General features: G+C 73.7%; 18 protein-coding genes and 1 pseudogene. 12 read left to right on the top strand and 7 right to left on the bottom strand.

The features are described 5' to 3' along the window. Positions 1-202 precede the first annotated feature (202 nt). From KJS59_RS22795 to KJS59_RS22775, 5 genes are all read left to right on the top strand, one after another. The gene (locus KJS59_RS22795; protein WP_213455004.1) at positions 203-358 is read left to right on the top strand and encodes a hypothetical protein; all 156 of its coding nucleotides are present in this window, start codon (positions 203-205) and stop codon (positions 356-358) included. Next, complete coding sequence (locus KJS59_RS22790) at positions 355-822, top strand: RidA family protein (protein ID WP_213455003.1); 468 nt, start codon at positions 355-357, stop codon at positions 820-822. Before KJS59_RS22795 ends, KJS59_RS22790 begins: the two co-directional genes overlap by 4 nt. A 132-nt stretch (positions 823-954) precedes the next feature. Further along, positions 955-1,749 carry an MBL fold metallo-hydrolase gene (locus KJS59_RS22785; protein WP_213455002.1) on the top strand — a complete coding sequence of 265 codons (795 nt, stop codon included), beginning with the start codon at positions 955-957 and terminating at the stop codon, positions 1,747-1,749. Beyond that, positions 1,746-5,441, top strand: a complete 3,696-nt coding sequence (locus KJS59_RS22780) for an adenylate/guanylate cyclase domain-containing protein (RefSeq protein WP_213455001.1) — start codon at positions 1,746-1,748, stop codon at positions 5,439-5,441. Before KJS59_RS22785 ends, KJS59_RS22780 begins: the two co-directional genes overlap by 4 nt. A gap of 2 nt (positions 5,442-5,443) precedes the next feature. Continuing rightward, positions 5,444-6,988 (top strand): serine/threonine-protein kinase, encoded by a 1,545-nt coding sequence (locus KJS59_RS22775; RefSeq protein ID WP_213455000.1) that lies wholly within the window; start codon positions 5,444-5,446, stop codon positions 6,986-6,988. A gap of 10 nt (positions 6,989-6,998) precedes the next feature. Here the strand turns inward: KJS59_RS22775 and KJS59_RS22770 are convergent, their stop codons facing one another. The 5 genes from KJS59_RS22770 to KJS59_RS22750 all read right to left on the bottom strand — a co-directional run bounded on the left by KJS59_RS22770 (position 6,999) and on the right by KJS59_RS22750 (position 14,091). After that, positions 6,999-9,020, bottom strand: coding sequence for an acetyl/propionyl/methylcrotonyl-CoA carboxylase subunit alpha (locus tag KJS59_RS22770; RefSeq protein ID WP_213454999.1), 2,022 nt, complete (start codon positions 9,018-9,020; stop codon positions 6,999-7,001). 7 nt (positions 9,021-9,027) lie between these two features. Next, complete coding sequence (locus KJS59_RS22765; protein ID WP_213454998.1) at positions 9,028-10,608, bottom strand: acyl-CoA carboxylase subunit beta; 1,581 nt, start codon at positions 10,606-10,608, stop codon at positions 9,028-9,030. 199 nt (positions 10,609-10,807) lie between these two features. Beyond that, positions 10,808-11,929 carry a S8 family serine peptidase gene (locus KJS59_RS22760; RefSeq protein ID WP_213454997.1) on the bottom strand — a complete coding sequence of 374 codons (1,122 nt, stop codon included), beginning with the start codon at positions 11,927-11,929 and terminating at the stop codon, positions 10,808-10,810. Further along, the gene (locus KJS59_RS22755) at positions 11,926-13,077 is read right to left on the bottom strand and encodes a hypothetical protein (RefSeq protein ID WP_213454996.1); all 1,152 of its coding nucleotides are present in this window, start codon (positions 13,075-13,077) and stop codon (positions 11,926-11,928) included. Before KJS59_RS22755 ends, KJS59_RS22760 begins: the two co-directional genes overlap by 4 nt. A 336-nt stretch (positions 13,078-13,413) precedes the next feature. After that, positions 13,414-14,091 (bottom strand): Crp/Fnr family transcriptional regulator, encoded by a 678-nt coding sequence (locus KJS59_RS22750; RefSeq protein ID WP_213454995.1) that lies wholly within the window; start codon positions 14,089-14,091, stop codon positions 13,414-13,416. A 229-nt stretch (positions 14,092-14,320) separates the two neighbouring features. Between KJS59_RS22750 and KJS59_RS22745 the strand changes: the two genes are divergently transcribed. From KJS59_RS22745 to KJS59_RS22715, 7 genes are all read left to right on the top strand, one after another. After that, positions 14,321-15,019, top strand: coding sequence for an adenosylcobinamide amidohydrolase (locus KJS59_RS22745; protein ID WP_306345193.1), 699 nt, complete (start codon positions 14,321-14,323; stop codon positions 15,017-15,019). 82 nt (positions 15,020-15,101) lie between these two features. Beyond that, on the top strand, positions 15,102-16,295 hold the full coding sequence (locus tag KJS59_RS22740; protein ID WP_213454993.1) for a CapA family protein: 1,194 nt from the start codon (positions 15,102-15,104) through the stop codon (positions 16,293-16,295). A gap of 123 nt (positions 16,296-16,418) precedes the next feature. Beyond that, complete coding sequence (gene nth / locus KJS59_RS22735; protein WP_213455008.1) at positions 16,419-17,171, top strand: endonuclease III; 753 nt, start codon at positions 16,419-16,421, stop codon at positions 17,169-17,171. Positions 17,172-17,380: 209 nt separating this feature from the next. After that, positions 17,381-17,995: a TlpA family protein disulfide reductase gene (locus KJS59_RS22730; protein WP_213454992.1), complete on the top strand. Its 615-nt coding sequence runs from the start codon at positions 17,381-17,383 to the stop codon at positions 17,993-17,995. Further along, positions 17,992-18,651: an NUDIX hydrolase gene (locus KJS59_RS22725; protein ID WP_213454991.1), complete on the top strand. Its 660-nt coding sequence runs from the start codon at positions 17,992-17,994 to the stop codon at positions 18,649-18,651. Before KJS59_RS22730 ends, KJS59_RS22725 begins: the two co-directional genes overlap by 4 nt. Before the next feature lie 116 nt (positions 18,652-18,767). Further along, a complete protein-coding gene (locus tag KJS59_RS22720) occupies positions 18,768-19,946 on the top strand; it encodes a MarP family serine protease (protein WP_213454990.1) in 1,179 nt (392 codons plus the stop codon). After that, positions 19,937-20,167, top strand: coding sequence for a hypothetical protein (locus tag KJS59_RS22715; protein ID WP_213454989.1), 231 nt, complete (start codon positions 19,937-19,939; stop codon positions 20,165-20,167). The genes KJS59_RS22720 and KJS59_RS22715 overlap by 10 nt, the downstream gene beginning before the upstream one ends. Here KJS59_RS22715 and mycP read toward each other — a convergent pair. Both mycP and eccCa read right to left on the bottom strand, forming a co-directional pair. Next, positions 20,164-21,483: a type VII secretion-associated serine protease mycosin gene (mycP, locus tag KJS59_RS22710; RefSeq protein WP_249714733.1), complete on the bottom strand. Its 1,320-nt coding sequence runs from the start codon at positions 21,481-21,483 to the stop codon at positions 20,164-20,166. The two genes, KJS59_RS22715 and mycP, sit on opposite strands and share 4 nt — an antisense overlap. Positions 21,484-21,559: 76 nt before the next feature. After that, a pseudogene (gene eccCa / locus KJS59_RS22705) lies at positions 21,560-25,439 on the bottom strand (type VII secretion protein EccCa). Positions 25,440-25,525: the final 86 nt, after the last annotated feature.

Below are 25,525 nucleotides of genomic sequence, written 5' to 3'. Positions count from 1 at the left end.
GGCGAACAGATTTGTCGGGGGCGGATGGGGCCGGCAGCCCCCTGTGGATGTGGGTTGTCCTAGATCAGAGCAGCTGCGCGATTCTCGCGGTATCGCCCTATCCGACCCCATTCAACCTGCGGAAAGCCGAGTCGATCTTGGGGGCAAAGCCGGCAAAGCGGGCGGCGATCACCCCCTTCGGCGGTCACGCTAGGGTGCGCTCATGCAGAAGTGGGAGTACGCCACCGTGCCGCTGCTGGTGCACGCAACCAAGCAGATCCTGGACACCTGGGGCGAGGACGGCTGGGAGCTGGTCGCCGTGGTGCCGGGGCCCGGCGCGGAGCAGCTTGTGGCCTATTTCAAGCGGCCGAAGTCATGACGGCGGTCGATCCGTTCGGGCGCCTCGAGGCGCTCGGTCTGCGGCTGCCGGAGGTGGTGCCGCCGGTCGCCGCGTACGTGCCCGCGGTGCAGTCCGGGAACCATGTCTACGTTTCCGGGCAGTTGCCCATGATCGAGGGGAAGCTGGCCGCGACCGGCAAGGTCGGCGCGGAGGTCGACCCGGACCGCGCCCGCGAGCTGGCCGCCACCTGCGCCCTGAACGCGCTCGCCGCGATCGACGCGCTGGTCGGGCTGGAGCGGGTGGTCAAGGTCGTCAAGGTGACGGGCTTCGTCGCCTCGGCGTCCGGCTTCACCGGTCAGCCCGCCGTCATCAACGGCGCGTCCGAGCTGTTCGGCGAGGTGTTCGGGGAGGCCGGCCGGCACGCCCGCAGCGCCGTTGGCGTCGCTGAGCTGCCGCTCGGGGCGCCGGTCGAGGTCGAGGTCATCGTCGAGATCGGCGACTGAGGCCGGCGACTGAGCTCGGCGGTCCGGCGCCGCGCGGGTGCGGAACCGACCGGTGCGGGCGCAGGGCGTACCGGGCCGGGTCGGGCGGCCGGCCGAGCCGGGTTGTCACCCCCCGGCCGTACCATCGCAGGCATGGTGAGGAGCGGGGGGCCGGCGCACGTCACGGCACCGGCGGCGGCGCTCGCCGACCAGCTGCCCGGTTGGGTCGAGCTGGTGCGCGCCCCCAATCCCGGCCCGATGACCCTGGACGGCACGAACACGTGGGTGCTGCGCGCGCCCGGCGCCGCCGGCGCAGTGGTGATCGACCCGGGTCCGCTCGACGAGGGGCACCTGGCCGCGGTCGCCGCCCGCGGGCCGGTGCTCGGCGCGCTGCTCACGCACGGCCACCCGGACCACGCCGAGGGCTTCGCCCGGTTCCTGGAGCTGACCGGCGCCGCCACCGACCGGGTCGCGGGCTCGGGGCTGGCGGTCGAGGTGCTGGATACGCCCGGGCACACGGCCGACTCCCGCTGCTTCGCGGTGACGGTCGGCGGCGAGCGGGTGATCTTCACCGGCGACACGATCCTCGGCCGGGGTACGACCGTGGTCGCCCACCCGGACGGCGACCTCGGCGCGTACCTGGCCAGCCTGCGCACGCTGGGCCGGTACGAGAACGTGCCGGCGCTGCCGGGGCACGGCCCGGCGCTGGCGGACTGCGCCGCGGCGGCGCGGTTCTACCTGGCGCACCGCGAGGCCCGGCTGGAGCAGGTGCGGGCGGTGGTGGCGGCCGGCGTGACGGGCGCCGCCGAGGTGGTCGCCCGGGTCTACGCGGACGTGGACCGGTCGCTCTGGCCGGCGGCCGAGATGTCCGTCGCCGCCCAACTCGCCTACCTGGAGTCGGCGGAGCGGGAATTCCCCGGCCCTCCGGTGAGTTGGGACACACCGTGACCTGCCCCGTGTGCGGAACCGTGCTCGTGCCCGGCGCGCGGTTCTGCCACCACTGCGGCGCCGCGCTCCAGGCGGCCGCGACCCTGCCGGCGACCGAGCGTCGGGTGGTCACCGTCCTCTTCGGCGACCTGTCGGACTTCACCGCCTGGGCCGAGGATCTGGACCCGGAGCGGGTCGGCGCGGTCACCGACCGGGTCATGGCGGCACTGGCCGGCGCGGTCAAGACGTTCGGCGGCCACGTGGACAAGCTGACCGGCGACGGCATCATGGCGGTGTTCGGTGCGCCGGTCGCGCACGAGGACGATGCCGAGCGGGCGGTCCGGGCGGCGCTGTCCATGCAGCGGGCGGTCCGCCGGGTGCTGGACGACGAGCGCGGCGGCGGTGCCCCGCTGGGCCTGCGGGTGGGGCTGAACACCGGTGACGTGGTCGCCGGGGTGCAGGCCGCGCTGGAGTACACCGTCATCGGGGACACGGTGAACACGGCCGCCCGGCTGGCGGACGCGGCGGCGATCGGCGCGGTCTACGCGGGCGCGCGGACCAGCGCCGCCACCCGGCACGTCGCCTCCTGGCGGCAGTTGCGGCCGCTGCGGCTGAAGGGCAAGCGGGCCCCGGTCGAGTCGTACGAACTGCTCGGCCTGCACGACGCGCCGGGCACCCGGTCCGGCCTGGGCGACGAGGCGCCGTTCGTGGGGCGCGAGGCGGAGCTGGGCCGGATCGCCGGCCGGCTCGCCGAGGTGATCGACCGGGGCGAACCGCAGGTGCTGCTGATGACCGCCGAGGCGGGGATCGGCAAGACCCGGTTCGCCGCCGAGGTGGAGCGCTTCGCCGCCGGCTACGACACGGGCGCCGGGCGGTACGCCGCGCACAGCGGCGCCCGGGTGCTGTCGGTCCGGTGCGCGGCCTACGGCGAGCGCCGCCGGCTGGCGCCGCTGGCCGACCTGGTCCGCACCGCGATCGGCCTGCCGGCGGAGGCGGCCAGCGGCGGCCGGCAGGTGGCCGAGGAGCGGCTGCGCCGGCTGGCCCAGCGGCTGTCCCGCTCCGGCCCGGACGCCCCGCCGATCGCCGTCGACCTGCTGCTGGCCCTGCTCGGGTACGGGGAGCTGCCCACCACGCACGCCGGGCCGGGCGCCGCGCTGGAGTGGACCGGCACCGGCCCCGCGCCCCAGCCGGACACCGAGGCGGTGCCGACCGCCGTCGCCGACCTGCTGACCGGCCTGGCCACCGAGGCGCCGACGCTGGTGGTCGTCGACGACCTGCACGACGCCACGATCGAGACGGTCAACGCGCTGGGCGTCACCCTGGCCAAGCTGATCGGTCCGGTGCTGGTGCTGCTGCTGGGCCGGCCGGAGCTGGTCCGCACCGCCGGTGCGCTGACCCGCCTGGCCGACGCCGAGGTGCTCGCCCTGCAGCCGCTGCGCGGTGCCGACGCCGCGCGGCTGCTGACCTCGTACCTGTCCGGCGGCCGGCTGTCCCAGTCGGACGAGGACCGGCTGCTGGCCACCGCGCAGGGCAACCCGTTCTACCTGGCGGAGCTGGTCACGCTGCTGCTGGAGCGGGGCGCGCTGACGCCCGCGGTCGGCGTCACCAAGAGCGGGCAGTGGCGGCTGGCGCCCGGCTCGCTCGGCAGCCGCCTGCTCTCCCGGGACCTGGCGGCCGTGCTCGCCGCCCGGATCGACGCGCTGCCGGTGGACGCCCGCTCGGTGCTGCGGGACGCCGCCGTGGTCGGCGACACCGTGCCGGCCGGGGCGCTGGAGGCGCTCCGCGAGCGGCGTGCGGGTCGCGGCGGTCGCCCGGCCGCGGTCGCCGCCGTGGAGCTGGAGCGCGCCCTCGACGAGCTGCTCCAGCGCCGTATGCTGCACCGGGTCCGCGGCGGGTACGCCTTCGCCACCCCGCTGATGCGGGAGGCCGCCTACGCCGGCATCGGCCGGGCCGACCTGGCCGATCTGCACGCGTTCCTGGCCGGCTGGGCGGCGCAGGCCCGCCACGGGGACCGGGCCGACGCGGTCCCGACCGTGCGCACCGCCGCCGCGCCCCCGCTCACCGCCACGCCGCCCCGCCAGCTCTGGGACGCGTTCATCGCCGAGCACGTCGAGCGGGCGGCCAAGCTGGCGGACGCGGTCGGCCTGCGCGCCGATGCCGAGGCCCGGGCGGTGGCGCCGCTGGGGGTCGCGGCGCTGAGCCGGGCGGCCCGGCGGGCGGTGACCGCGGGCGAGCCGGCGCTCGCCGTGGAGTACGCCGAGCGCGCCGCCAAACTGGCCGGCGAGGCGCTGCCGGCGGCGGACCGGCTGGTGCACGCCCAGGCGCTGCTCCAGCACCGGCGCCCCGCTGAGGCGCTCGCCTTCGCCGAGAAGATCAATGCGAACGCCGGGGACGATCGGCTGATCCGGGCCCAGGCGCTGATCGTGGCCGGCCAGGCGCACTCCGTCGTGGGCGACCAGCCGCACGCGGTCGCCGCCTGGACCGAGGCCCTCCAGGTCGCCGCCGACGCCGACCTGCCGGCCGAGCGGGCGGACGCGATGCGTCGGCTCGGCATGGCCGACTACCTGGCCGGGCGGCTGTCCGAGGCGGGCGGCCGGTTCGCCGAGTCGTACCGGGTGGCCTCCGAGGTGGGGGACCGGCGCAGCCAGGCGTGGTCGCTGCAGAACCTCGCCTGGGTGACCACGGCCCGGGGCGACTTCGCGGGCGCGGACGCCGCCCTGGGGCGCGCCGCACGGCTGTTCGCCGAGCTGAACGACCCGATGGGGCGCGCCTGGCTGCGCGGCACGACCGCATTCACCCGGCTGCTGGCCGGCCGGCTCGCCGAGGCCCGGCGGCTGGCCCGGGTGTTCCTGCCGTTCGGTGAGCGGGTCGGGGAGTCGTGGGCGGTGGGCACGCTGCGCGCCGTGGAGGCGTTCGCCTCGGCCGAACTGGGCGAGCTGGCCGAGGCCGACCGGGAGGCGCGGCGGGCGTACCGCGAGTTCGTGGCCGCCGCGGACGACTGGGGTCGAGGGCTGGCGCTGGTGGTGCGCGGCTTCATCGCCCGCGGGCTGGCCGAGCCGGAGCACGCGATCGACCTGCTCACCGACGCGCTGGGGCACAGCGAGCGCACCGGGCACCCGCTGCTGATCGGGATGGCCCGCACCGCGCGGGGGCTGGTCAACCTGGAGCAGGGCGCGGTCGAAGCCGCGGAGGCGGAGGCGCAGGCGGTGCTGTCCGTGGTGCAGCCGCACGAGGTGCTGGCCGCCACCCAGGTCGGCCCCCGGGTGCTGCTCGCCGGTGCGCGCCTGGCCGCCGGTGAGCCGGGCGCCGCCGTCCGGCTGCTGGCACCGATCGCCGAGCAGGCCGACGGTCCGTCCATGCTGTACCCGCGCCGGCAGGCGGTCGCCGCGTACGCGGAGGCGCTGCTGGCCGACGGCCGGGTGGAGGAGGCGGTGGGCTGGGCCAGCCGCGCGGTGCAGGCACCGGCGGAGGACGTGCGCAGCCGGGTCCGGGCCTGGCGGCTGCTGGCCGAGACCCGGGCCGCCGCCGGGCTGGGCGAGCAGGCCAGGCAGGCGGCGGGCGAGGCGGTGCGCCTGGCGTACGCCACCGAGCAGGTCTGCGAGCGTGCGGCGGCCGACGCGGTGCTGGCGTCCCTCGGCGGTTGCCGGGCCGGCGACTCGGGCAGCGTACCCATCGAGACAGTGGTCCGCCTCGACGGTGAAGTACCTTCGTAACCGTGAGCGGTGAGCCCCCGAGCCTCCGGCGACCGGCCGTGCCCGGTCTGTCCGGGCTGTCGGTGCTCGCCCGCGGTGGGTACGCCACCGTGTTCCGCGCGGTGCAGGAGTCGGTCGGCCGCGAGGTCGCGGTCAAGGTGGAGAATCGGACCCTGGACAGCGAGCGGGACCAGCGCCGTTTCCTGCGGGAGGCCCGGGCCGCCGGTCGCATGTCGTCCCACCCGCACGTGGTGGACCTGTTCGACGCCGGGGTCACCACCGACCAGCACCCGTACCTGATCATGGAGCTGTGCCGGGGCTCGTACGCCGAGCGGATGCGCACCCGGCCGCTGGGCGCGGCGGAGACGCGCGACGTCGGCATCAAGATCGCAGATGCGCTGGCCGACGCGCACGCGCTCGGCGTCCTGCACCGGGACGTGAAGCCGGCGAACATCCTCTACTCCAACTTCGGCGAGCCGGCCCTGGCCGACTTCGGCCTGGCGATCCTGGCCGAGGCCCGGGACGCCTCGATCACGCTCGAGGTGCTCACCCCCGCGTACGCGCCGCCGGAGATGTTCGGCCACAGCGACCCGTCGCCCTGCGCCGACGTGTACGCCCTGTCCGCCACCCTGTACGCGCTGATGCGTGGCAAGCCGCCGCGCTGGAACGACGACCGGGCGCCGAGCCTGATCACGCTCATGGAGATGTTCAAGGAGCCGATCCCGGACCTGCCCGGCGTCCCGCCGGAACTGCTCGACGTGCTGCGCGCCGGCATGGCCAACGACGCGGATGCGCGCCCGACCGCGGAGCAGTTGCGCGACGCGCTCGTGGGCCTGCCGCTGGAGCCGTTCCCGGCGCCGCCGGCCTCGGGGCCGCCCGGGCCACCCGTACCGTCCTACGGCGGCCAGCCCGACGACCCGGCGATCCCGAATCATCCGACCCGCCCGCTGAACGTCGCCGCACCGTCGCCCGCCACGCCAGTGGAGCTCGGGGGCGGCAGCGCATGGCGGATGCGGCTGCGCTGGTTTCTGGGCGGCCTGGGCGCGGTCCTGCTGCTCGCCGCGGCGGCCGGCGGCGGCTGGGCGGTCGGCGTCAACGCCAACCGCGGCCGCCCCACCCCGCCCACGGCGCTGGCGACGCCGAGTCGCGCGCCCACGGGCCGGGCCGGCGGGCTGGCGGCGCCACTGCCCGGTTGCCTGGTCGCGCTGCCGTCGGGCGTCCGCTGCCCGTCCACGGTCGACTGCTACGACGAGGTGGCGGTCGCCGGCGGGGTGGCCCGGGCCACGCCGGTCCGCTGCGACAGCGCGCACACCTGGGAGGTGTTCGCGGTCGGCGACCTGCCCGCCGGCATGCGCTCGATGGCGGTCGCGGCCGTGCACGCGGCGACGCCGGTCACCGAGGCGTGCACCCGGCAGACGTTCCTGCTGACCACCCTGCAGATGAGCGAGGGCTGGAGCTTCGACGTGCTGCCGCCCACACCGGAGGCGTACGCGGCCGGCGACCGTCTCTTCCGCTGCCTCGCCGGCCGGGGTCCGGGCTCCCTGACCGCCCCGACGCTGGCTCGCTGAGCGCCCCCGATCAGCGGGCCTCGCCGGCGAGGACGACGAGGACGGCGCCCGCGTCGACCAGCGAGCCGGGCCGGACCGGCAGGTCCGCGACGACGCCCGCCGCGGGCGCCTGGATCGGGTGCTCCAGTGTCATCGCCTCAACGGTCATCAGCACCTCGCCGGCACCGACCCGCTGGCCGGGCGCCACCATGATCCGCCCGACCGCGCCGGGCAGCGGCGCCCGCAGCGGGCCCGGTTCCGGCGCCGGGCGGGGGAAGCGGGGCAACTCGGTCAGGGCCATCGACCCCTCCCGGCTGTCCACGTAGGAGACCGCACCGACCCGGTGCACGTTGAACGCCAGCCGGATGCCGGTCACGTCCAGCACCACCCTGTCCCGCTGCGCGGAGACCACCGCGACCGGCGGGTGGTCGTCCGTGGGTTGCACGTGCCCGAGGCCGGCGAGGTCCAGCTCGTCCGGGTCCACGGCGCGGACCCACCAGTGCGCCAACTCGCCGGCGCGGTCCAGCCGGTACCCGACCTCGACGGGGCCGGCGGGTCCGTCGTACACGGTGGTCTGCGAACCGGCGGGCACATTGCGCCACCCCGACGGCAGTGACCGCAGGACCGGCGCCGTGGCCCGCCGCTCCGCCGCGCCGGAGAGGGCGGCGGCCAGACACGACAGCCGGACCGCGTCCACCGAGGACAGCAGCGGCGCGTAGACCTCGGGGTGCCGGTCGAGGAACGCGGTGTCCACGTCGCCGGTGAGGAAAGACGGGTGGCGCAGCACCCGGACCAGCAGGTCACGGTTGGTGGCGACGCCGTGCACCTCGGCCCGCACCAGCGCACCGGAGAGCAGCCGGGCCGCGTCGTACCGGCTGGGCGCCCAGGCGATCAGCTTGGCGAGCAGGGCGTCGTAGTGCACGCCGATCACGTCGCCCTCGCCGACCCCGGCGTCCAGGCGCAGCCCGGGCTGCGGGAGCGGCCGGAACTCGCCGGCGATCTCCGGCACCGAGAACCGGTGCAGCACCCCGGTCGCGGATCGCCACGCGTACGCCGGGTCCTCGGCGCACAGCCGTACCTCGATGGCGTGGCCGCGCATCGGCGGCGCGGCCGGGTATGGCAGCGGTGAGCCCTCGGCGACGAGCAGCTGGAGCCGGATCAGATCGACGCCGGTGACCAGCTCGGTGACCGGGTGTTCGGCCTGGATGCGGGTGTTGAACCCGGAGAGGTAGAAGTCGCCGGCCGGGTCGAGGAGGAATTCGACCGTACCGACGCCGACGTACCCGACCGCGCGGGCGGCGGCGACCGCGGCTGTGCACAGCTGCTCGCGCAGCGCGGGCGGCACCACCGGCGACGGGCTCTCCTCGACGATCTTCTGGTGCCGCCGCTGCACCGAGCACTCCCGCTCACCGAACGTGAGCACGCTGCCCTGCGCGTCCGCGACGACCTGCACCTCGATGTGGCGGGCCCGGTCCACGTACGGTTCGCAGTAGACGGTGCCGTCGCCGAACGCCGCGGCCGCGTCCCGCCGCACCGCCGCGACCGCCTCCGCCAGCGTCTCCGGCTCCCGCACCAGCCGCATGCCGCGCCCGCCCGCCCCGGCCGCCGCCTTCACCAGCACCGGGTACTCCTCGACCAGTTCGGGCTCCGGGTAGCCGGGCAGCACCGGCAGGCCGGCCTCGGCCAACCGTGCCTTCGCCTCGATCTTCGAACCCAGCGCCGCGATCACCTTCGGCGGCGGCCCCACCCAGGTCAGGCCGGCGTCGGTCACCGCCGCGGCGAAGTCCGCGTTCTCGGCCAGAAACCCGTAACCCGGGTGGATCGCGTCCGCGCCCGACTTGCGCGCCGCGGCCAGGATCAGGTCCCCGCGCAGGTACGTGGCTGTCGGCGAGTTCCCCGGCAGGTGGACCGCGTAGTCGGCCTCCGTCACGTACGGCGCGCGCGCGTCGGCGTCCGAGTGGACGGCCACCGTCTCGATGCCGACCGCGCGGCAGCTGGCGAAGACGCGCCGGGCGATCTCGCCCCGGTTGGCTACGAGCAGGCGTCGAATCACGATGACCTCACATCCGGAGGACGCCGTACCCGCCAGCGCCCTCGATCGGTCCGCTGGCGATCGCGGACAGGCAGATCCCGAGGACCGTCCGGGTGTCCCGCGGGTCGATCACGCCGTCGTCGTACAGCCGCCCGGACAGGAACAGTGCCCCCGACTCGGCCCCCATCCGCTGCCGGACCAGCGTGTCGGAGCCCGGCTCCCCGCCGTCCCGTCCGGTGTCCTGGGACAACGCGGAGAGGAGGGCGGAGACCTGGTCGGGCGGCATCGCGGCGGTCCGTGCGTTCGGCCACCGGAACAGGAACCGCGGCTGGAACGACCGCCCCGACAGCGCGTAGCTGCCCACCCCGTACGCCGCCCCGACCTGCACCGCCAGGTGCGGCACCGTCGAGTTCGCCACCGCGCTCAGCAGCAGCGCACCGTGCTTGACCGCTCCGCGCCGCTCCTGTTCCGCCCCGGCCAACTGCCCGGCCGAGTTCTGCAGGAACAGCAGCGGCGTCTCCGACGCGTTCGCCAACTGCACGAAATGCGCCGCCTTCTGCGCCTCCGCCGACCCCAGCAGCCCGCGCGCGTTAGCCACCACGCCCACCGGATACCCGTGCAGTTCGCCCCAGCCGGTCACCATCGCCTCCCCGTAGCCGGGCTTGAACTCATCGAACTCGCTGCCGTCCAGCACCCGCGCCAGCACCTCCCGCGGGTCGAACGACGTCCGCAGATCCGCGCTCGCGATGGCCAGCAACTCATCCGGGTCATACTTCGGCGGCTCCGGCAGCGGACTCCGCGGCCCCGGCCCCAACTTCCGCCAGTTCAGCCGCCGCACACACTGCCGTGCCAGCCGCACCGCATCTCGCTCGTCCTCCGCCAGAAAATCCGCCAGCCCGCTCGTGTTCGCGTGCATCTCCGCCCCGCCCAGCGACTCGTCATCCGGCCGCTCCCCGGTCAGCGCCGTCACCGTGGCCGGCCCCGCGAGCGACACCTTCGCCTGGTTCCGCACCATGACCGTGCAGTCCGCCACCCCGGGCAGGTACGCGCCGTCACCCACCGCATTCCCGAACACCACCGCCACCGACGGCATCCGTGCCGCCGACAACCGCGCCACATCCCGGTACAACCCACCCACGGGCACGTACGCGTCCAGGTCGGCCGGCGCCTCTCCGTCGTCGGACTCCACCAGCGCCACCAACGGCAACCGGTTGGTCAGCGCGATCCTCGCCGCCCGCCGCACCTTCGCCGCCGCATACGGATTCGCCGCCCGACCGGGCACCGTCGCATCGTCGGCCACCACGACGCACTCGACGCCCTCGATGACCCCCAACCCGGTCACCACCCCGGCCCCGACCGGGTACCCGGTACCCCAACCCGTCACTGGTGACAGCTCCAGAAACGGCGAATCCCGGTCCACCAGCAACTCGATCCGTTCCCGCGGCAACAACCGCCCCCGCGCGTGATGCCGTGTGACGTACCGCTCCCCGCCCCCGGCCCGGGCCGCCTCCAGTGCCTCCGCCAGCTCCGTCAACCGGTGCGACATCGCGGCCGCGTTGTCCGCAAAAGATGGAGTGCGTGGGTCCACGGCCGTGTCCAGGACCGTCATCGCCAGTCTCCCCACCGCTGTCCGCTGAACGTGTTCATGATCCCCATCGGGCCGCTGCAGATGATCGCCACTGGCGTAACGAGCGGTTCCCGCCAACCGACACGGATCTTCGTCAGCACACCGCGAAGTCCCAGCTCACCGCATTGCTGTGCGGGCGGAGACGCAGCCTGCGACCGCTCTCTCGCGTTGCTTGCGAGGCCTAAGCGCGGCGGAAGTAGAAGATTGCAGCCGCTGCGGCGGTGATGGTGAGCAAGGCGCAGCCGGCGAGCAGGATCATCAGCGGACGGGGCCGCGCGGGCCCGGCATCGGTCTCGGGCGGGGGCGCTACCGCGGCGGTGGGTGCTTGCGTGGGCAAAGGCGGGACGGTGGCGGTCAGGGCAGCGACGAGGTTGAGGGCGCCGTAGCCGTATTGGTCATCCCGGCCGGGTGGTCCCTTGTCTATGGCGGTTGCCGTGAGGCGATGGACAACCTCGGCGGCCGGCATATTGGGGTATCTGGATCGTATGAGAGCGGCGGCGCCAGCGATGATAGCGGTGGCGTCGCTAGTGCCCGTACCTTGTCGGTAGCCACCGCCGGTGTCGGTTGAGACGATGTCAACCGCCGGCGCGGACAGGACTACGGCTGTGCTGGTCACGGATATGGAAGCGTGGTTGCCCTTCCGGTCAAGGCCTCCTGCGGCGAGGACGCCTGGATATGCAGCCGGAAAGCCGGCATGGTCAAACATTGGCCGATTTCCCACGCCAGCGACGACCACAACGTTCGAACTGATGGCATCTGTAATGGCCGTACGAAGGCTCTCATCTGACTGCGAGTCGGCCATAGCAATGCATAGCACCTGGGCGCCCTGAGCAACTGCCCACCGGATTCCAGATTCCAATCCCGTTCCGCCAAGATCGATTCCATGCACCTTCACCCGGACGGGGAGGATTCGGGCGTCAGGGGCGATGCCAAGGACCCCCTTGTCAGAGCTAGGGTTGCCGCCGGCAATCAGACCGGCCATCGCGGTGCCGTGACCGTCGAGGTCATTTTGTCCTCGACCTTCACTGGTCGTGTCGCCTGTAAGATCGATTCCTTGAAGGATTTTGCCAAAAAGGTCCGGATGTTTGGCGTCGACGCCAGAATCAACGACGGCTACGGTTATTCCAGCGCCACGGTTAAGTCGGTGAGCATTTGTCACGTCGAGGCTGCGTAGATGCCACTGTTGGTCACGTACCCAATCGGCTTTGGCGGGCAAGCCGGAGACGCCAATCAGTCCTCCGGTCAGGGTAACCACAAAAGACGCGGCGAGCGCGAGTCGGATGATCTGGCGTCGATACTTCAATGATCGATGCCTATCACGCTGGGTCCCGGGCCGTGGTATGGCTCATCAATACTCGGTTCGATCACTGGCGGTACGCCTTGCCGGGTTGTCCATTCCTCCTCTATTCGAACCCGGTGGCGCCTGCGTTGGTTCCCTCTCCCTGTGCTCATTCCGTTGATTGGGCCGCCGCTAATCGAATCTCCATGCGCGCCTCGCGTATTGGGAACATCACCTATCGGTTCAGTGATACGTGCACTGCCTATCGGCCGGTACTCTCTTGGCTGGGCAACTTGCTTGACGATCGAATGATTCGGCCTGATCGTCGCGCCGTCAAACTTGGTGCTTCTTCCCAAAGCGGTCGATGGTGACCATCCGTCAACGGCATTGGGGTTCCGGGAGCTGTCAGGGGCGGGAGGGTTGTTGGGTGCTACGGGATGATTGGGGGCAGAGGGGCTTCCCGCCAATGCGGGACCCGCGTCCTGCCGTGAATTAGGGACGTCTCCTGGCGCGAGCGGGGCGGGTGGATCGTGCTGAATTGGTGGAAGCGAGTTGGTGTAGGTACCTCTGATCTGGCCACCACCTGAACCGGCATTTGCGGCGTCGCTGTCTCCGTGATTATCGCCCATACGCGGAGGCGGATCCAGAGGCGTCCCGCCGTCGATCCTTGAGGGTTCTCGGTACTTCTGAGGGATCCGGATCATGGCGGCATAATCGATGATTTCTCGGTCCGTGTTTGTCATGATCGCTCGGGCTTGCCGGTTGAGTGGTTCCTGGTCCTTGAAGAGGAACTCGGGCTTCCAGTCGTTGGCGACTCGTTGCCACTCTTCGTGGATCGGCTCGATCTGTGCCTTCGCCCGTGCGAGCGCGTGCATGATCCCGCTCAACCCGCGTGCTGTGCTTGCCGCAGCCTTGGCGGTCTCGTCCATCGAGTCGATCAGGCCGCTCAGGTACTCCACGAACAGGCGGGCGGCTTCGCTGTGTGTCGGCGGCCACCTGTGTTCGAGTGATCGCCGGCACTCCACCAGTCGTTCTCGCTGCGCGTCGGTCGCCGACTGGAGGCGGTACCAGGCCGTGACCTGGGCCCAGCCGCGTTCGTCGTTCTCCCCGGCGACCATCTGCCAGATTCGTGGCACGTCGTAGACGCCCCAGTTGATGCACTCGACAGCCACTGCGTACCTCCCCAGGACACCGGCCCGAGCAGGCAGAAGGTTACCGTCCCACCACGCACCGCAACAGCCCCTGTGGCTAACGCAGCGGGAGCGGTGCATAGAGGTCGCGCCGGGGCAGCCGACGACGCGGGGCCACGGGTGCGGTTCCTGTCCTTCGCCTTGGCGGGGAGTGTGGGTCGGGTTACCTAGCGCTGTTTCAGAGGGGCATGGTCGGCCGCGCCGGCCGCAGACGACGATCTGTGGCGTTGCCGGATTACCCGGACATAAGACTGTATCCGGACAATCCGCCGCCTAGGCGGTCTCCCGCGGCTCGACCAACCCTTCGGAAGCAGGGCGCTAGACGCGGGCGCGGCGGGCGAGGCGCTCCGGGTCGAGGATGATGATGGACTTGCCGTCCAGGCGCAGCCAACCGCGGGACGCGAAGTCCGCCAGCGCCTTGTTCACCGTCTCGCGGGAGGCGCCGACGAGCTGGGCGATCTCCTCCTGCGTCAGGTCGTGGGTGACCCGCAGGACGCCGCCGTCGCGGGTGCCGAAGCGGCCGGCGAGCTGGAGCAGCGTCTTGGCGACCCGGCCCGGTACGTCGGTGAAGATGAGGTCGGCGAGGTTGTCGTTGGTGCGGCGCAGCCGGCGGGCCAGCACGCGGAGCAGTTGCTCGGAGATCTCCGGCCGGTTGTGCAACCACGGGCGGAGGGCCTGCTTGCGGAGGCGGGCGAGGCGGCTGTCGGTGACCGCGGTGGCGGTGGCGGTGCGCGGACCCGGGTCGAACAGGGACAGCTCGCCGAGCATGTCGGACGGGCCCATCACGGAGATGAGGTTCTGCCTGCCGTCGGCGGCCCGGCGGCCGAGCTTGATCTTGCCGGACAGGACGATGTACAGGCTGTCGCCGGGCTCGCCCTCGTTGAAGAGGACCTCACCCTTGCGGATCTCCAGCGTCTCCATGTCCTTGGCGAGCGCCTCGGCTGCCTCGGGCTCCACACCCTGGAAGATTCCGCTGCGGGCCAGTATCTCGTCCATAGCCGCACCTCCACCTGCGCATATTCCGCGCGTTGTCAGTCTAGGCGCATCCGGTGCGGTACCGATCGGCCACCCCGCTGTCCCTCGCAGCCGCCCGTGCCCCAATTGCCGACCGAAGGGTACGTCGTGGATCCGGCGGTTGACGAGGCGTATGGCCGTAGGCTCTGCGGCCATGCACACCCTGGTGCCGCAAATAAGGTATCGCCCGGAGGGTGTTCGCTCCGCGCCGATGCTGATCTGGCGGCTGCCGCGGCCGCGGTTGGCGATCGCCTCCGGGCCGTTGGGGGGCGGCCTGGGTCTCCGGTACTGGGTGCTGAACGCGACCGTGCCCATGTCGTACCGGCGGGACGACCCGGCGGTGCACCTGGCGGAACTGGCCGACGGCCTGGGGTTGCGCGGGCCGGGCGCCGGGCTGCTCACGGGCGTCGACGTGACGGAGGTGGTCACCATGGCGGACGAGGGCGTCACCGCCTGGGCGACCGTTGGCCTCGGCCTCCCGACCTGGGCCGCCGAACCCGCCACCCGCCTACCGCGGCCCGGCCGGAGTCTCGACGTGGGCGAGCGCGTCGCGGGTGGGGCCGCCGAGGGCGAGGCCGCCGCCAATTCGGCCGCTTCGATCGGGACCCATCGGATCGGGACGATCAACGTGGTACTGGACATTCCGGCGCGACTGGCGGACGCGGCGCTGGTCAACCTGGTGGCCACGGTGGCTGAGGCGAAGGCGCAGGCGCTGCGCGACTTGGATCTACCCGCCACCGGGACGCCCACCGACGCGGTGGTGATCCTGTGCGACCCGGACGGCCCCCGCGCCGAGTACGGCGGGCCACGGTCGGTGTGGGGGGCGCGGGTGGCCCGGGCGGTTCACCAGGCAATCGTGGCCGGCGATGGCACGGTCCCCTGGTCGGAGAAGCAGACCGTAACGAACTAATCGGTCAGAGGTTGCGGCCGCTCCGGTGAAGTGTCGGACTATGGGCTGCCGGGGCGGGCGTCCCACATGTATCGTCGCGGCGATGTCCCAGGGGGTTTACGCGTCCAATCGCCACCGGTCCGCGGTCCGGCGACGCCTCGTCGTGGTCGGTGCGGTGCTCGCGATCCTGGTCGGTACGGCGGTGGCCGGGTACGCGGCGGTGATCCGCGGCGACGGAGGCCCCGGGCATTGGCAGGCCGCGCCGACGGACGCGCCGGGCGGTACCGGCGGCGCCACGCAGGCCGCGCCGACCGAGGATGCCGCGCCGGACCAGGTGATCACGCTCTCGGCCACCGGCGACATCGTGATGGGCAACGCCCCGTCGCGGTTGCCCCCGAACGGCGGGCAGGGCTTCTTCGACGCGGTGCGCGAGGCGCTCAAGTCGGACCTGCCGATGGGGAACCTCGAGGAGCCGCTCACCAACGACACCGGGGTCCGCAAGTGCGGCGCGAACTCCACCGCGTGCCACCAGTTCCGGGCGCCGCCGGAGTACGCCAAGCACCTCAAGCAGGCCGGGTTCAAGCTGCTTAACCAGGCCAACAACCACGGGTACGACTATGGCGCGGCCGGGTACGAGAACACCCAGCAGGCGCTGGAGGCGCAGGGCCTGAAGCACACCGGGGCACCGGACCAGATCACGGTCGTGGAGGTCAAGGGCGTCAAGGTGGCGGTGCTGGGGTTCTCCTCGTACCGGTGGTCCAACAGCCTGATCGACCTGGCGGCCGCGAAGCGCGTGGTAGCGCAGGCGGCCAAGCAGGCGGACGTGGTCGTGGTCCAGGTGCACATGGGCGCGGAGGGCTCCGACAAGACCCGCGTCAAGCGGGGCACGGAGATGTTCTCTGGGGAGAACCGGGGTGACCCGATGGCGTTTTCCCGCGCGGTCATCGACGCCGGTGCGGACCTGGTGGTCGGGCACGGGCCGCACGTGCTGCGGGGCATGGAGTTCTACAAGGGCCGGCTGATCGCGTACAGCCTGGGCAACTTCGCCGGCGGCCAGGGCACGCTGAGTAACAGCGGGCGGCTGGCCTGGGGTGGAGTCCTGCACGTGTCGCTGCACTCGGACGGTACCTGGGCCGGTGGCGAGTTCCGGTCCACGTACATGAACGGTTCCGGGCGCCCCACGCCGGATCCGGACAACCGCGGGCTCAAGGCGCTGCGCGACCTGTCCCAATCCGACTTCGGGGGCAGCGCGGCGACGTTCGGAAGCGACGGGGAGATCAAGCCGCCCGCCGCCTGAGACCGGATCCGGCGCGGCGCCGGGGCGTCGGTGGCGCGACGTAGGCTGATCGTCGTGAGCCGTACCCCCGCCGCGGTCTATGCCGCCGAGACGGACCTGGGCCGCAAGCGGCGCGCGCGCCGGATGGCCCGGGTCCTGGCCGAGACGCATCCCGACGCGCACTGCGAGCTCAACCACGGCAACCCGCTGGAGCTCGCGGTCGCCACGATCCTCTCCGCGCAGTGCACGGACCAGCGGGTCAACGAGGTCACACCGAGACTGTTCGCCCGGTACCCGGCCGCCGCCGACTACGCGGGCGCGGACCGGGCCGAGATGGAGGAGCTGATCCGGCCGACCGGGTTCTTCCGGAACAAGACCGACTCGCTCATCAAGCTCGGGCAGGCGCTCACCGAGCGGTACGACGGGCAGGTGCCCGGCCGGCTGGAGAATCTCGTGACCCTGCCGGGCATCGGGCGTAAGACGGCCAATGTCATCCTTGGCAACGCGTTCGGGGTGCCCGGCATCACCGTGGACACGCACTTCTCCCGGCTCGTCCAGCGCTGGCGGTGGACCGGGGAGACCGACCCCGTGAAGATCGAGTTCGCGGTCGGGGCGCTGATCGAGAAGCGCGACTGGACGATGCTGTCGCACCGGGTGATCTTCCATGGCCGGCGGGTGTGCCACGCCCGCAAGCCGGCCTGCGGCGCCTGCACGCTGGCCTCGATGTGCCCCGCCTACGGCACCGGGCCCACCGAGCCGGCCGCCGCCGCCAAGCTGCTGCGCGGCCCGCGCCCGGGTGAACTGGCCGCGGCCGCCGGCATCGACCCGGCCCTGGCCCCCTCGCCGGCCGTAGCCGCCCGCGCCGAGACGCCATCCGCCGAGGTCGCGACGCCGTGAACCGCCTTCGCCACCTACGCCGAAGCCCCGGCCGTGGAGGCGCCGGAGATCTCCCCCCACGCCGAGATCGAGGCCGCGGAACCATGCACCGCCGGCTTCGCTACTCGCGCCAAGATCCCGGCCGCGTTAGCGTCCCGAATCTGCTCCGCCGCGATCCCACCGCCCTGGATCCCGGCCGACGGGTCGGCAAACGGTTGCGAGGGGCCGCCTTGCTGGCGGTCGTCGCGTTGGTCGCCGGCTGCACGGCGGAGGCGGGTGGGAGTCCTTCGGCCCAGGCCACCGGGGCGAGCACGACACCGGCCGCGCCGTTCGCCGCGTGCGACGGGCTCACGGCGGTACCGCCCGACGCCGGGCGGGATACGGCCGGTGCCGACGCGCCCGGCGGCGGGCCGACACAGCCGCCCAGGCCCCTTCCGGCGGTCGAGTTGAATTGCTTCGCGGGTGGGCCGGCGGTCCAGGTCAGCGCGGTGCGCGGGCCGGCCTTGATCAATTTGTGGGCGTCGTGGTGCTCGCCCTGCCGCCGGGAGCTTCCGGTCTTCGAGCGGTACGCCAGGCGCGCGGCGGGTCAGGTGCACGTCGTGGGGGTCGACACCAAGGACGACCGGGAGGTCGCCGAGGATCTCGTCCGCGAGCTGGGAATCACGTTCCCCACCCTGTATGACCGGGAGCAGCGCCTGCTGTTCGCGATGTCGCGCACCGCGCTGCCGGTGACGCTGTTCGTGGACCGGTCCGGCCAGGTGCGCTTCGTGTACGCCGCCGAGGCGTTGGACGAACCCACCCTGGCGCGGTACGCGAAGCAGTACCTCGGGGTCGTGGTGCCGTGACGGCTCCGAAGCTGCCGGCCTGGTGGGAGCCCCTGCTGGGTCGCGTGCGGGGCGCCAGCGCGGAGGAGTTCTTCCGGGTGCGGGCGCCGGACCGGGCGGCCCGGCCGAGCGCGGTGCTGGTGCTGCTCGGCGAGGAGGACGGGGCTGGACCGGACGTGCTGATGCTCCAACGGGCGGCGACCCTGCGCACACACGCCGGCCAACCCGCGTTCCCCGGTGGCGCCCGCGACCCGGGCGACGCGGACGCCGTCGCGACCGCGCTGCGCGAGGCGTACGAGGAGGTGGGCCTGGACCCGACCTCGGTGACCGTGCTGGCCACCCTGCCGCCGCTGTGGATCTCGGTGAGCAACTTCCTGGTGACCCCGGTACTGGCCTGGTGGCACCGGCCGCACCCGGTGCACCCGCGGGAGCCGGCCGAGGTGGCGCACGTGACCCGGCTGCCGGTCGCCGAGTTGGTCGACCCGGCGAACCGGCTGCGGGTGCGGCACCCGAGCGGCTACGTGGGCGCGGCGTTCCAGGCGCGGGGGATGCTCGTCTGGGGCTTCACCGCCGGCGTGCTCTCCGCACTGCTTGACATGGCCGGATGGAGCCGGCCGTGGCCGACCGACCGGGTCGAGGATCTACCGCCGCAGCCCGAGCCAACCCCGACCCCCTGACGCCCCGCCGGGCTGCCGCGACGGTCGCCGCGGAGCCACCGGGGCCGGCGGAACCACCCCCGACCCCGTGACCCGGTGCCGGGCCGTGATCGCCGGGCGCCCGTACCCTAGGTCGCGTGTCCATCGTCGATGCGGCCCTCGTGCTGCTGATGCTGCTGTTCGCGGTGACCGGCTACCGGCAGGGCTTCCTGGTGGGTGCGCTGTCCTTTCTGGGGTTCTTCTCGGGCGCGCTGATCGGCCTCCAGGTCGGGCCGCTCGTCGCCCGGCAGTTCGCCGACGAGGGGATCCGGGTGGTGGTATCGCTCATCGCGATCTTCGGCCTGGCGGTGCTCGGGCAGACGCTCGCCGGCTGGCTGGGTGCCCGGATGCGGCACGCCATGCACAGCCGCGCGTTGCAGACGGTGGACGACATCGGCGGCGCGCTGGTCTCCCTGCTCGCCGTGGTCCTGGTCGCCTGGCTGGTGGCGGTGCCGCTGGGCGCTTCGTCGCTGCCGTGGGTGGCCCGGTCGGTCCGGGACAGCGCGTTGCTGCGCGGCATCGACACGGTCATGCCGACCCAGGCGCGGGCGCTGTCCGAGGCGCTGCGGGACACGGTTGACACGCGCGGCTTCCCGGACGTGTTCGGCGGCCTGACCCCGACCCGGGTGCCCAACGTCGAGGCGCCGGACCCGCGCCTGGCCAACTCGCCGCTGGTCCTCCGGGCGCGGCAGTCGGTGGTGAAGGTGCTGGGCAACGCGCCGAGTTGCTCCCGGCGCATCGAGGGGTCTGGCTTCGTCTACGCGCCCGGCCGGGTCATGACGAACGCGCACGTGGTCGCGGGCACGGAGGACGTCTCCGTCGAGCTGAACGGCGACCGGCACGGCGGGCGGGTCGTGCTGTACGACCCGAAGCGCGACCTGGCGGTCATCCACGTTCCGGGCCTGGACGCGCCGGTCCTGCCGTTCACCAGCCAGCGCGCGGACACCGGGGACGACGCGGTGGTGGTCGGCTTCCCGCTGGACGGGCCGTTCAACGCACAGAGCGCGCGGATCCGGGACGGGCGCCGCATCACCGGTCCGGATATCTACGACTCGACCAACGTGACCCGGGACATCTACACCATTCGTGCGCTCGTCCGCAGCGGCAACTCGGGCGGCCCGCTGGTCGGATCCGGCGGCTCGGTGATCGGAGTGATCTTCGCGGCGGCCGCGGACGACCCGAACACCGGCTTCGCGGTGACCGCACAGGAGGCGGCGCCGGTGGCCACAGCCGGCCGGGAGCGTACCCGCGAGGTCGCCACCGGCAAGTGCGCCTGATCCCGGCGCCGCACCCGCGCCCCGCTCACCGCGCCGCCGCGCCGCACGACCGCGCCGCGTCGCGCCGCACCACCGCACCGCCGCGTCGCGCCACCGCGTGGCACCGCACCGCACCGCGCCGCGTCGCGCCGCACCAAAGCATCGCGGCACCGCCGCGCTGCGCCACCGAGCCGCTGCGCATCGCGGCACCGCCGCCGCGCACCAACAACCGGGCCAGCTAAGGGCGCAGGGGGCGGCGGAGGGCCAGGTAGCCGCCGGCCGCGATGAGGCAGATCAGCGCCACGCCGAGCAGGCCACGGCCCGTGTCGTGGCGCTGCTCGGCCGCGAGGTGGTGCTCGGCGCCGGCGCCGGACGGGTGCTCGACCGGGGCGGCCGGATCGGCGGCGTGCAGGGCCGCCGAGGTCGGGTCGGTGGCGGCGACGCCGGGCGCCGGGCCGAAGCGGGCCACCCCGGGCGGCGGTTCGGTGTCCAGCGGGTTCCCCTGCACCGCGGGGACCACCTCGGTGAGGGCGGCGACCGGGTCGACCAGCCCGTAGCCGTACGTGGCGTCCCGGCCCACCGCCCCGAGGTCGCGCGCGGTGCTGATCAGCCGGTTGATGACGTTGCCGGCGGACATCTGCGGCCAGCGCGCCCGGACCAGCGCGGCGGTCGCGCTGACCAGTGGCGCGGCGAAGCTTGTGCCCTGTACCCGCCAGTACCCGCCGGGCCGGGCACCGGTCAGGCCGGTCGCGGGGGCGGCGAGGACGGTCTGCGGGCCGGTGATCGCGCTGCTCCACAGGGACGCGCGGGGCCCCTGGTCGAGGCCGGTGACCGCGATGACGCCGGGTTCGCGGGCCGGGTACCAGATCTCGGTGTCGGCGGCGCTGGTGATGTTGCCGGTACAGGCGACGATCACCACGTCCTTGGCGAACGCGTAGTCGATGGCCTCGGCGAGCGCCGCGCTCTGCCCGAGCCCGCCGAGGGAGAGGTTGAGCACCCGGGCGCCGTGGTCGACCGCCCAGCGCACGCCCTGCGCGATGATCATCGCGTCGTCGTAGCGGTTGTCGGCGTCCAGTACCCGGACCGGAAGGATCTTCGCGTCCGGGGCGAGGCCGACGATGCCGTCGTCGTCGTCCCGGCCGGCGATCAGCGAGGCGACCGTCGTGCCGTGGCCGACCGGGTCGCGCCGGCCGTCGACGCCGCCGCTGACCAGGTCGACGCCGGGGAGCACCTGGCCGGCGAGGTCGGGGTGGCGACCGTCCACCCCCGAGTCGAGGACGGCGACGGTCACGCCGAGGCCGGTCGAGTGCCGCCAGGCGGTGCCGGCGTGCAGCAGCGTGAGCTGCCACTCCGCCTCCCGCACCGCGTCGGCGCGCAGCCGCAGCCCGCCGGAGCCCGCGAGCGCGCCGACCCCGCCGGGAGGCGGCGCGGGCGCCGAGGGCGTGGCCGGCGCGGGCGACCCCGGGCCGGTCAGGGCGCCCACAGTGACCAGCGCCGCCACGGCAAGCCGCGCGGCGCTGCGACGAAGATCCGGTGGCCGATCCGATAGCCAGGTCACGCCACGACCGTTCTCATCTCGTCATCGGGTGCGCAAATACGGTACTACTCATTCCGCCCGTCCGGGCCGGCACAACTCACGGCGCGGGCCGGTAACCGAGTTGGATCAGCCGGTTGCCCTCCTTGCGGGTGACCAGCCAGCCGCGTCCCGGCGGCAGCGGCACCGGGCGGACCGAGCCGACGAGCGCGCCCTCGTCCCGGTCCCCGGACAGGACCAGGCCGGCGGCGGACAGTTCGCGCAGGCGCTGGATGACCGGCTCGTACAGGGCGCGGGCGGCCCCGCCGCTGCGCCGCGCGACGACCAGGTGCAGGCCGATGTCGCGGGCCTGCGGGAGGTACTCCAGAAGGGGGAGCAGCGGGTTGGCCGGCCCGGTGGCGACCAGGTCGTAGTCGTCGACCAGGACGAACAGCTCCGGGCCGGTCCACCAGGAGCGTTCGCGCAACTGCCGGGCGGTCACGTCCGGGCCGGGCAGGCGCTGCTCCAGGTACCCGGCGGCGGACTCGATCAGCTCGGTGGTGTGCGCGGCGCTGGTCCCGTACCCGATCTGGTGCTCGGATTCGACCGCGCCGAGCAGGCTGCGCCGGAAGTCCACCACGATCAGCCGCGCCCGCTCGGGGGCGTTCTGGGCGGCGATGGCCCCGGCCAGCGCCCGCAGCAGCGAGGACTTGCCGGACTCGGCGTCCCCGAAGATCAGCAGGTGCGGCTCGGCGGCGAAGTCGAGGGCGACCGGGCCGAGGTCGGACTCGGCGATGCCGATCGGCACGGTCAGCCCCTCGCCGGGTTCCAGCTTGTCGGAGGGGAGTACCTCGGGCAGCAGACGCACGGCGGGCGCGGGCGGCCCTGCCCAGGCCGCGGCCACCTCCGCCACCAGGTTCGGGGACCCGGACAGGCGGGGCTGGGCGGCGAGGAAGTGCAGCCCGTCCGTGGTCAGGCCGCGTCCGGGCGTCCGTTCGGGGACGTTGCCGGCGGCGCGGCGGCCCACCTGGGAGTCGGACGGGTCGCCGAGGCGCAGTTCCAGCCGGGAGCCGAACAGGTCCCGCAACGCGGGCCGGAAGTCCATCCAGCGGGACGCCGCGGCGATCACGTGGACGCCGTAGGACAGCCCCCGGGTCGCGATGTCGGTGACCATGGACTCCAGATCCTCGTACTCGCCGCGTAGCGTGGCCCAGCCGTCCACCACGAGGAACACGTCACCGTGGCGCTCCTCGGGCGGCCGGTCGGCCCGGTACGCGGCGATCGAGTCCACGGCGTGGGCGGCGAAGCGGCGCTCCCGGTCGGCGAGGACCGCGGCGACCTCACCGACCGTGCGCCGGACCTCGGTGGCCGCCTGCCGGCCGCAGACGCCGCCGACGTGCGGCAGGTCCCGCAGCGCGCCGAGCGAGCCGCCGCCGAAGTCCAGCACGTACGCCTGGACCTCCGCCGGCGTGTGGGTGAGCGCCAACCCGGCGATGATCGTGCGGATCAGGCTGGACTTGCCGCTCTGCGGCCCGCCGACCACGGCGACGTGCCCGGCGGACGCCTCCAGAGCCAGCCAGAGCAGCTCCCGCCGCTGGTAGAGCGGCTTGTCCACGAGCGCCACCGGCACCTGGAGGGCGCCGTGCAGCTGCGGGTTCGCGACCGTCAGCCCGCGGTCCGGCCACGGTGCCGGCGGGCCCAGCAACTCGTCCAGGGCCGGCGCCTCGGCGAGCGGGGGCAACCAGACCTGGTGCGCCGGCAGGCCGTGCCCGGCGAGCCGGTCGACCACGGTGTCGAGCAGGCTGGCGGCGGATTCGGTATCCCCGGTAGCCGGCGCCGGGCCCACCGGTACGAGGTCGGTACCGAACTCGAAGACCCGCCGCCCGCCATCCGCTGCCCCGGTCGCCGCGCCCGACCGCCGCCGGAAGCGCCCCGACACGTACGCCGCCTTGAAGCGCACCAGCGGCTCGGTCCCGTACTTGAGGTAGCCGTGCCCGGGCGAGCGGGGCAGTTCGTAGGCGTCCGGTACGCCGAGTACCGCCCGGGACTCCAGCGCGGAGAAGGTGCGCAGCCCGATCCGGTACGACAGGTGGGTGTCCAGGCCGCGCAGCCGGCCCTCTTCCAGGCGCTGGGAGGCGAGCAGCAGGTGCACCCCGAGCGAGCGCCCGACCCGGCCGATCTGCACGAACAGGTCGATGAAGTCGGGCTTGGCGGAGAGCAGTTCGGAGAACTCGTCGCAGACGATCAGCAGGGACGGCAGCGGCGCCAGCGGCGCGCCGCCGGCGCGGGCGTGCTCGTAGTCGCGGATGCCGGCGAAGTTGCCGGCCCGGCGCAGCAGTTCCTGCCGGCGGACCAGCTCGCCGTTGATCGCGTCCACCATCCGGTCGACCAGCGGCAGGGCGTCGGCGAGGTTCGTGATGAGCGCGGCCGTGTGCGGCAGCCGGTCCAGCGTGGCGAAGGTGGCGCCGCCCTTGAAGTCGATGAGCACGAAGTTCAGCATCTCGGACGGGTGCGTCGCGGCCAGCCCGAGCACGAGCGTGCGCAGCAGCTCCGACTTGCCGGAGCCGGTAGCGCCGATGAGCAGCCCGTGCGGGCCCATGCCGTCCTGGGCGGACTCCTTCAGGTCCAGTTCCACCGGGGTACCGGCGGTGCCCACCCCGATCGGCACGCGGAGCCGGTCGCGGGCCGGGGCGGGCGGCCCACGCGGTCGCCGGTTCCAGCCGCTCCGGGTCGGCGACGCCGAGCAGTTCGGCCGGGTCCAGTTCGGCGGTGAGCGGCGCGTCGGCCGGGGCGGCCGAGGCCAGCCGCAGCGGCGCCAGCCGGCGGGCCAGCGCCTCGGCGGCGGCCGGGCCCAGCGCGTCGGGCACGCCCGCGTCGGCCGGGCCGTCCAGCGAGTCGGTGTGCAGCCGGCCGTCCGCGGTGACGGTGAGGACCACCGTGGAGCGTTCGGGGAGCCGGGGTGGCGGGCCGTCCAGGTCGAGCAGGGTCATGCCGGCGATGCCGCGGTCCGCGCCCAGCCGGCCCGCCGCGCCCGGTTCGGCGCCGTCCAGGACCACCAGCAGGTGCGGTACCTCGGTGCCGGACGGCGTGAACCGGGGCCGCTGCGCGATCAGCGCGCCGATCAGGCCGGTCAGCTCGGCCGCCGAGCCGGCGACGAGGCGGACGCCGCCCAGCGCGTCCACCCGGGTGGGGTGCTGGGCGTGCGGCAGCCACTTCACCCATTCCCAGGCCGGCCGGCGCGCGGCGCCGGCGCAGACCGCGACGACCAGGTCGGTGGGGGCGTGGAACGCCACGAGCTGGGCGAGCAGCGCGCGGGCCAGCGGTCGGGGATCGCCATCGGGGCCCTCGGCGCGCAGGTGCACCCGGGCGAAACCGCGCAGCGACAGCGCCACCGGCAGGTCCGGCACCACCGAATGCACGTCCAGGAAGCGTCGCAGCGCGCCGGCGGTGAGCGGCTCGAGATCCTCCCAGGGGCGGGTGACCGGCGCGACCAGCGGGGTGGCGAGCCGCTGCGGACCCCGGCCGACCCGGACGACGGCGAAGTCGCCGTCGGTCGGGCGCCGCTCCCAGAGCCGGTGACTGGCCACCGTGGACCACAGCTGCCCCGGCTCTGGGTGCCGGTAGGCGAGCCCGGTGCGCTGGCGTTCGGCGGCCCGGCGGGCCCGGCGGCGCACCCCGGACAGGTGCCGCAGGTACTCGCGCCGCGCCGCCATCATCTCCGAGCGTTTCGGTGTGCCGCCGGCACCCCAGGAGGTGGCCAGCATCGCCACCGAGGAGATGCCGAACAGTCCACCCACGACGTACGCGTAGGCGCCGCCGCCCTGGCCGAACATCAGCGCCATCGCGAGCGTGCCGCCGAGCATCGGCAGCGCCATCAGCGCCTGCGCCCACCGGCTGCCCGTGATCGCCGGGATCTCCGGAGGCGGCTCGACGCCCAGCTCGCCCTCCGGCAGCTCGGGCGCGGGGCGGCGCGCAGCGCGCCGGACCGGCACCGTACCCATCGCGGACCTCCCCAGGCCGTACCCGCACGGGTCATCAGATCTGGCCCATCGTAGGTAGAGTGCGTGCGCTGTGCCACGCCCCGTTC

The organism is Rhizomonospora bruguierae (assembly GCF_018397995.1).
Taxonomy (GTDB): domain Bacteria; phylum Actinomycetota; class Actinomycetes; order Mycobacteriales; family Micromonosporaceae; genus Rhizomonospora; species Rhizomonospora bruguierae.
This window is presented reverse-complemented; position numbering and strand designations above follow the sequence as displayed.

What these genes read in the sequence shown, in the direction of transcription:
- KJS59_RS22740 (WP_213454993.1), top strand. Translation starts at nt 15,102, where the DNA reads ATGTCCCAGGGGGTTTACGCGTCCAATCGCCACCGGTCCGCGGTCCGG.
- nth (WP_213455008.1), top strand. Translation starts at nt 16,419, where the DNA reads ATGGCCCGGGTCCTGGCCGAGACGCATCCCGACGCGCACTGCGAGCTC.
- KJS59_RS22785 (WP_213455002.1), top strand. Translation starts at nt 955, where the DNA reads ATGGTGAGGAGCGGGGGGCCGGCGCACGTCACGGCACCGGCGGCGGCG.
- KJS59_RS22765 (WP_213454998.1), bottom strand. Translation starts at nt 10,608, where the DNA reads ATGACGGTCCTGGACACGGCCGTGGACCCACGCACTCCATCTTTTGCG.
- KJS59_RS22795 (WP_213455004.1), top strand. Translation starts at nt 203, where the DNA reads ATGCAGAAGTGGGAGTACGCCACCGTGCCGCTGCTGGTGCACGCAACC.
- KJS59_RS22750 (WP_213454995.1), bottom strand. Translation starts at nt 14,091, where the DNA reads ATGGACGAGATACTGGCCCGCAGCGGAATCTTCCAGGGTGTGGAGCCC.
- KJS59_RS22790 (WP_213455003.1), top strand. Translation starts at nt 355, where the DNA reads ATGACGGCGGTCGATCCGTTCGGGCGCCTCGAGGCGCTCGGTCTGCGG.
- KJS59_RS22745 (WP_306345193.1), top strand. Translation starts at nt 14,321, where the DNA reads ATGCTGATCTGGCGGCTGCCGCGGCCGCGGTTGGCGATCGCCTCCGGG.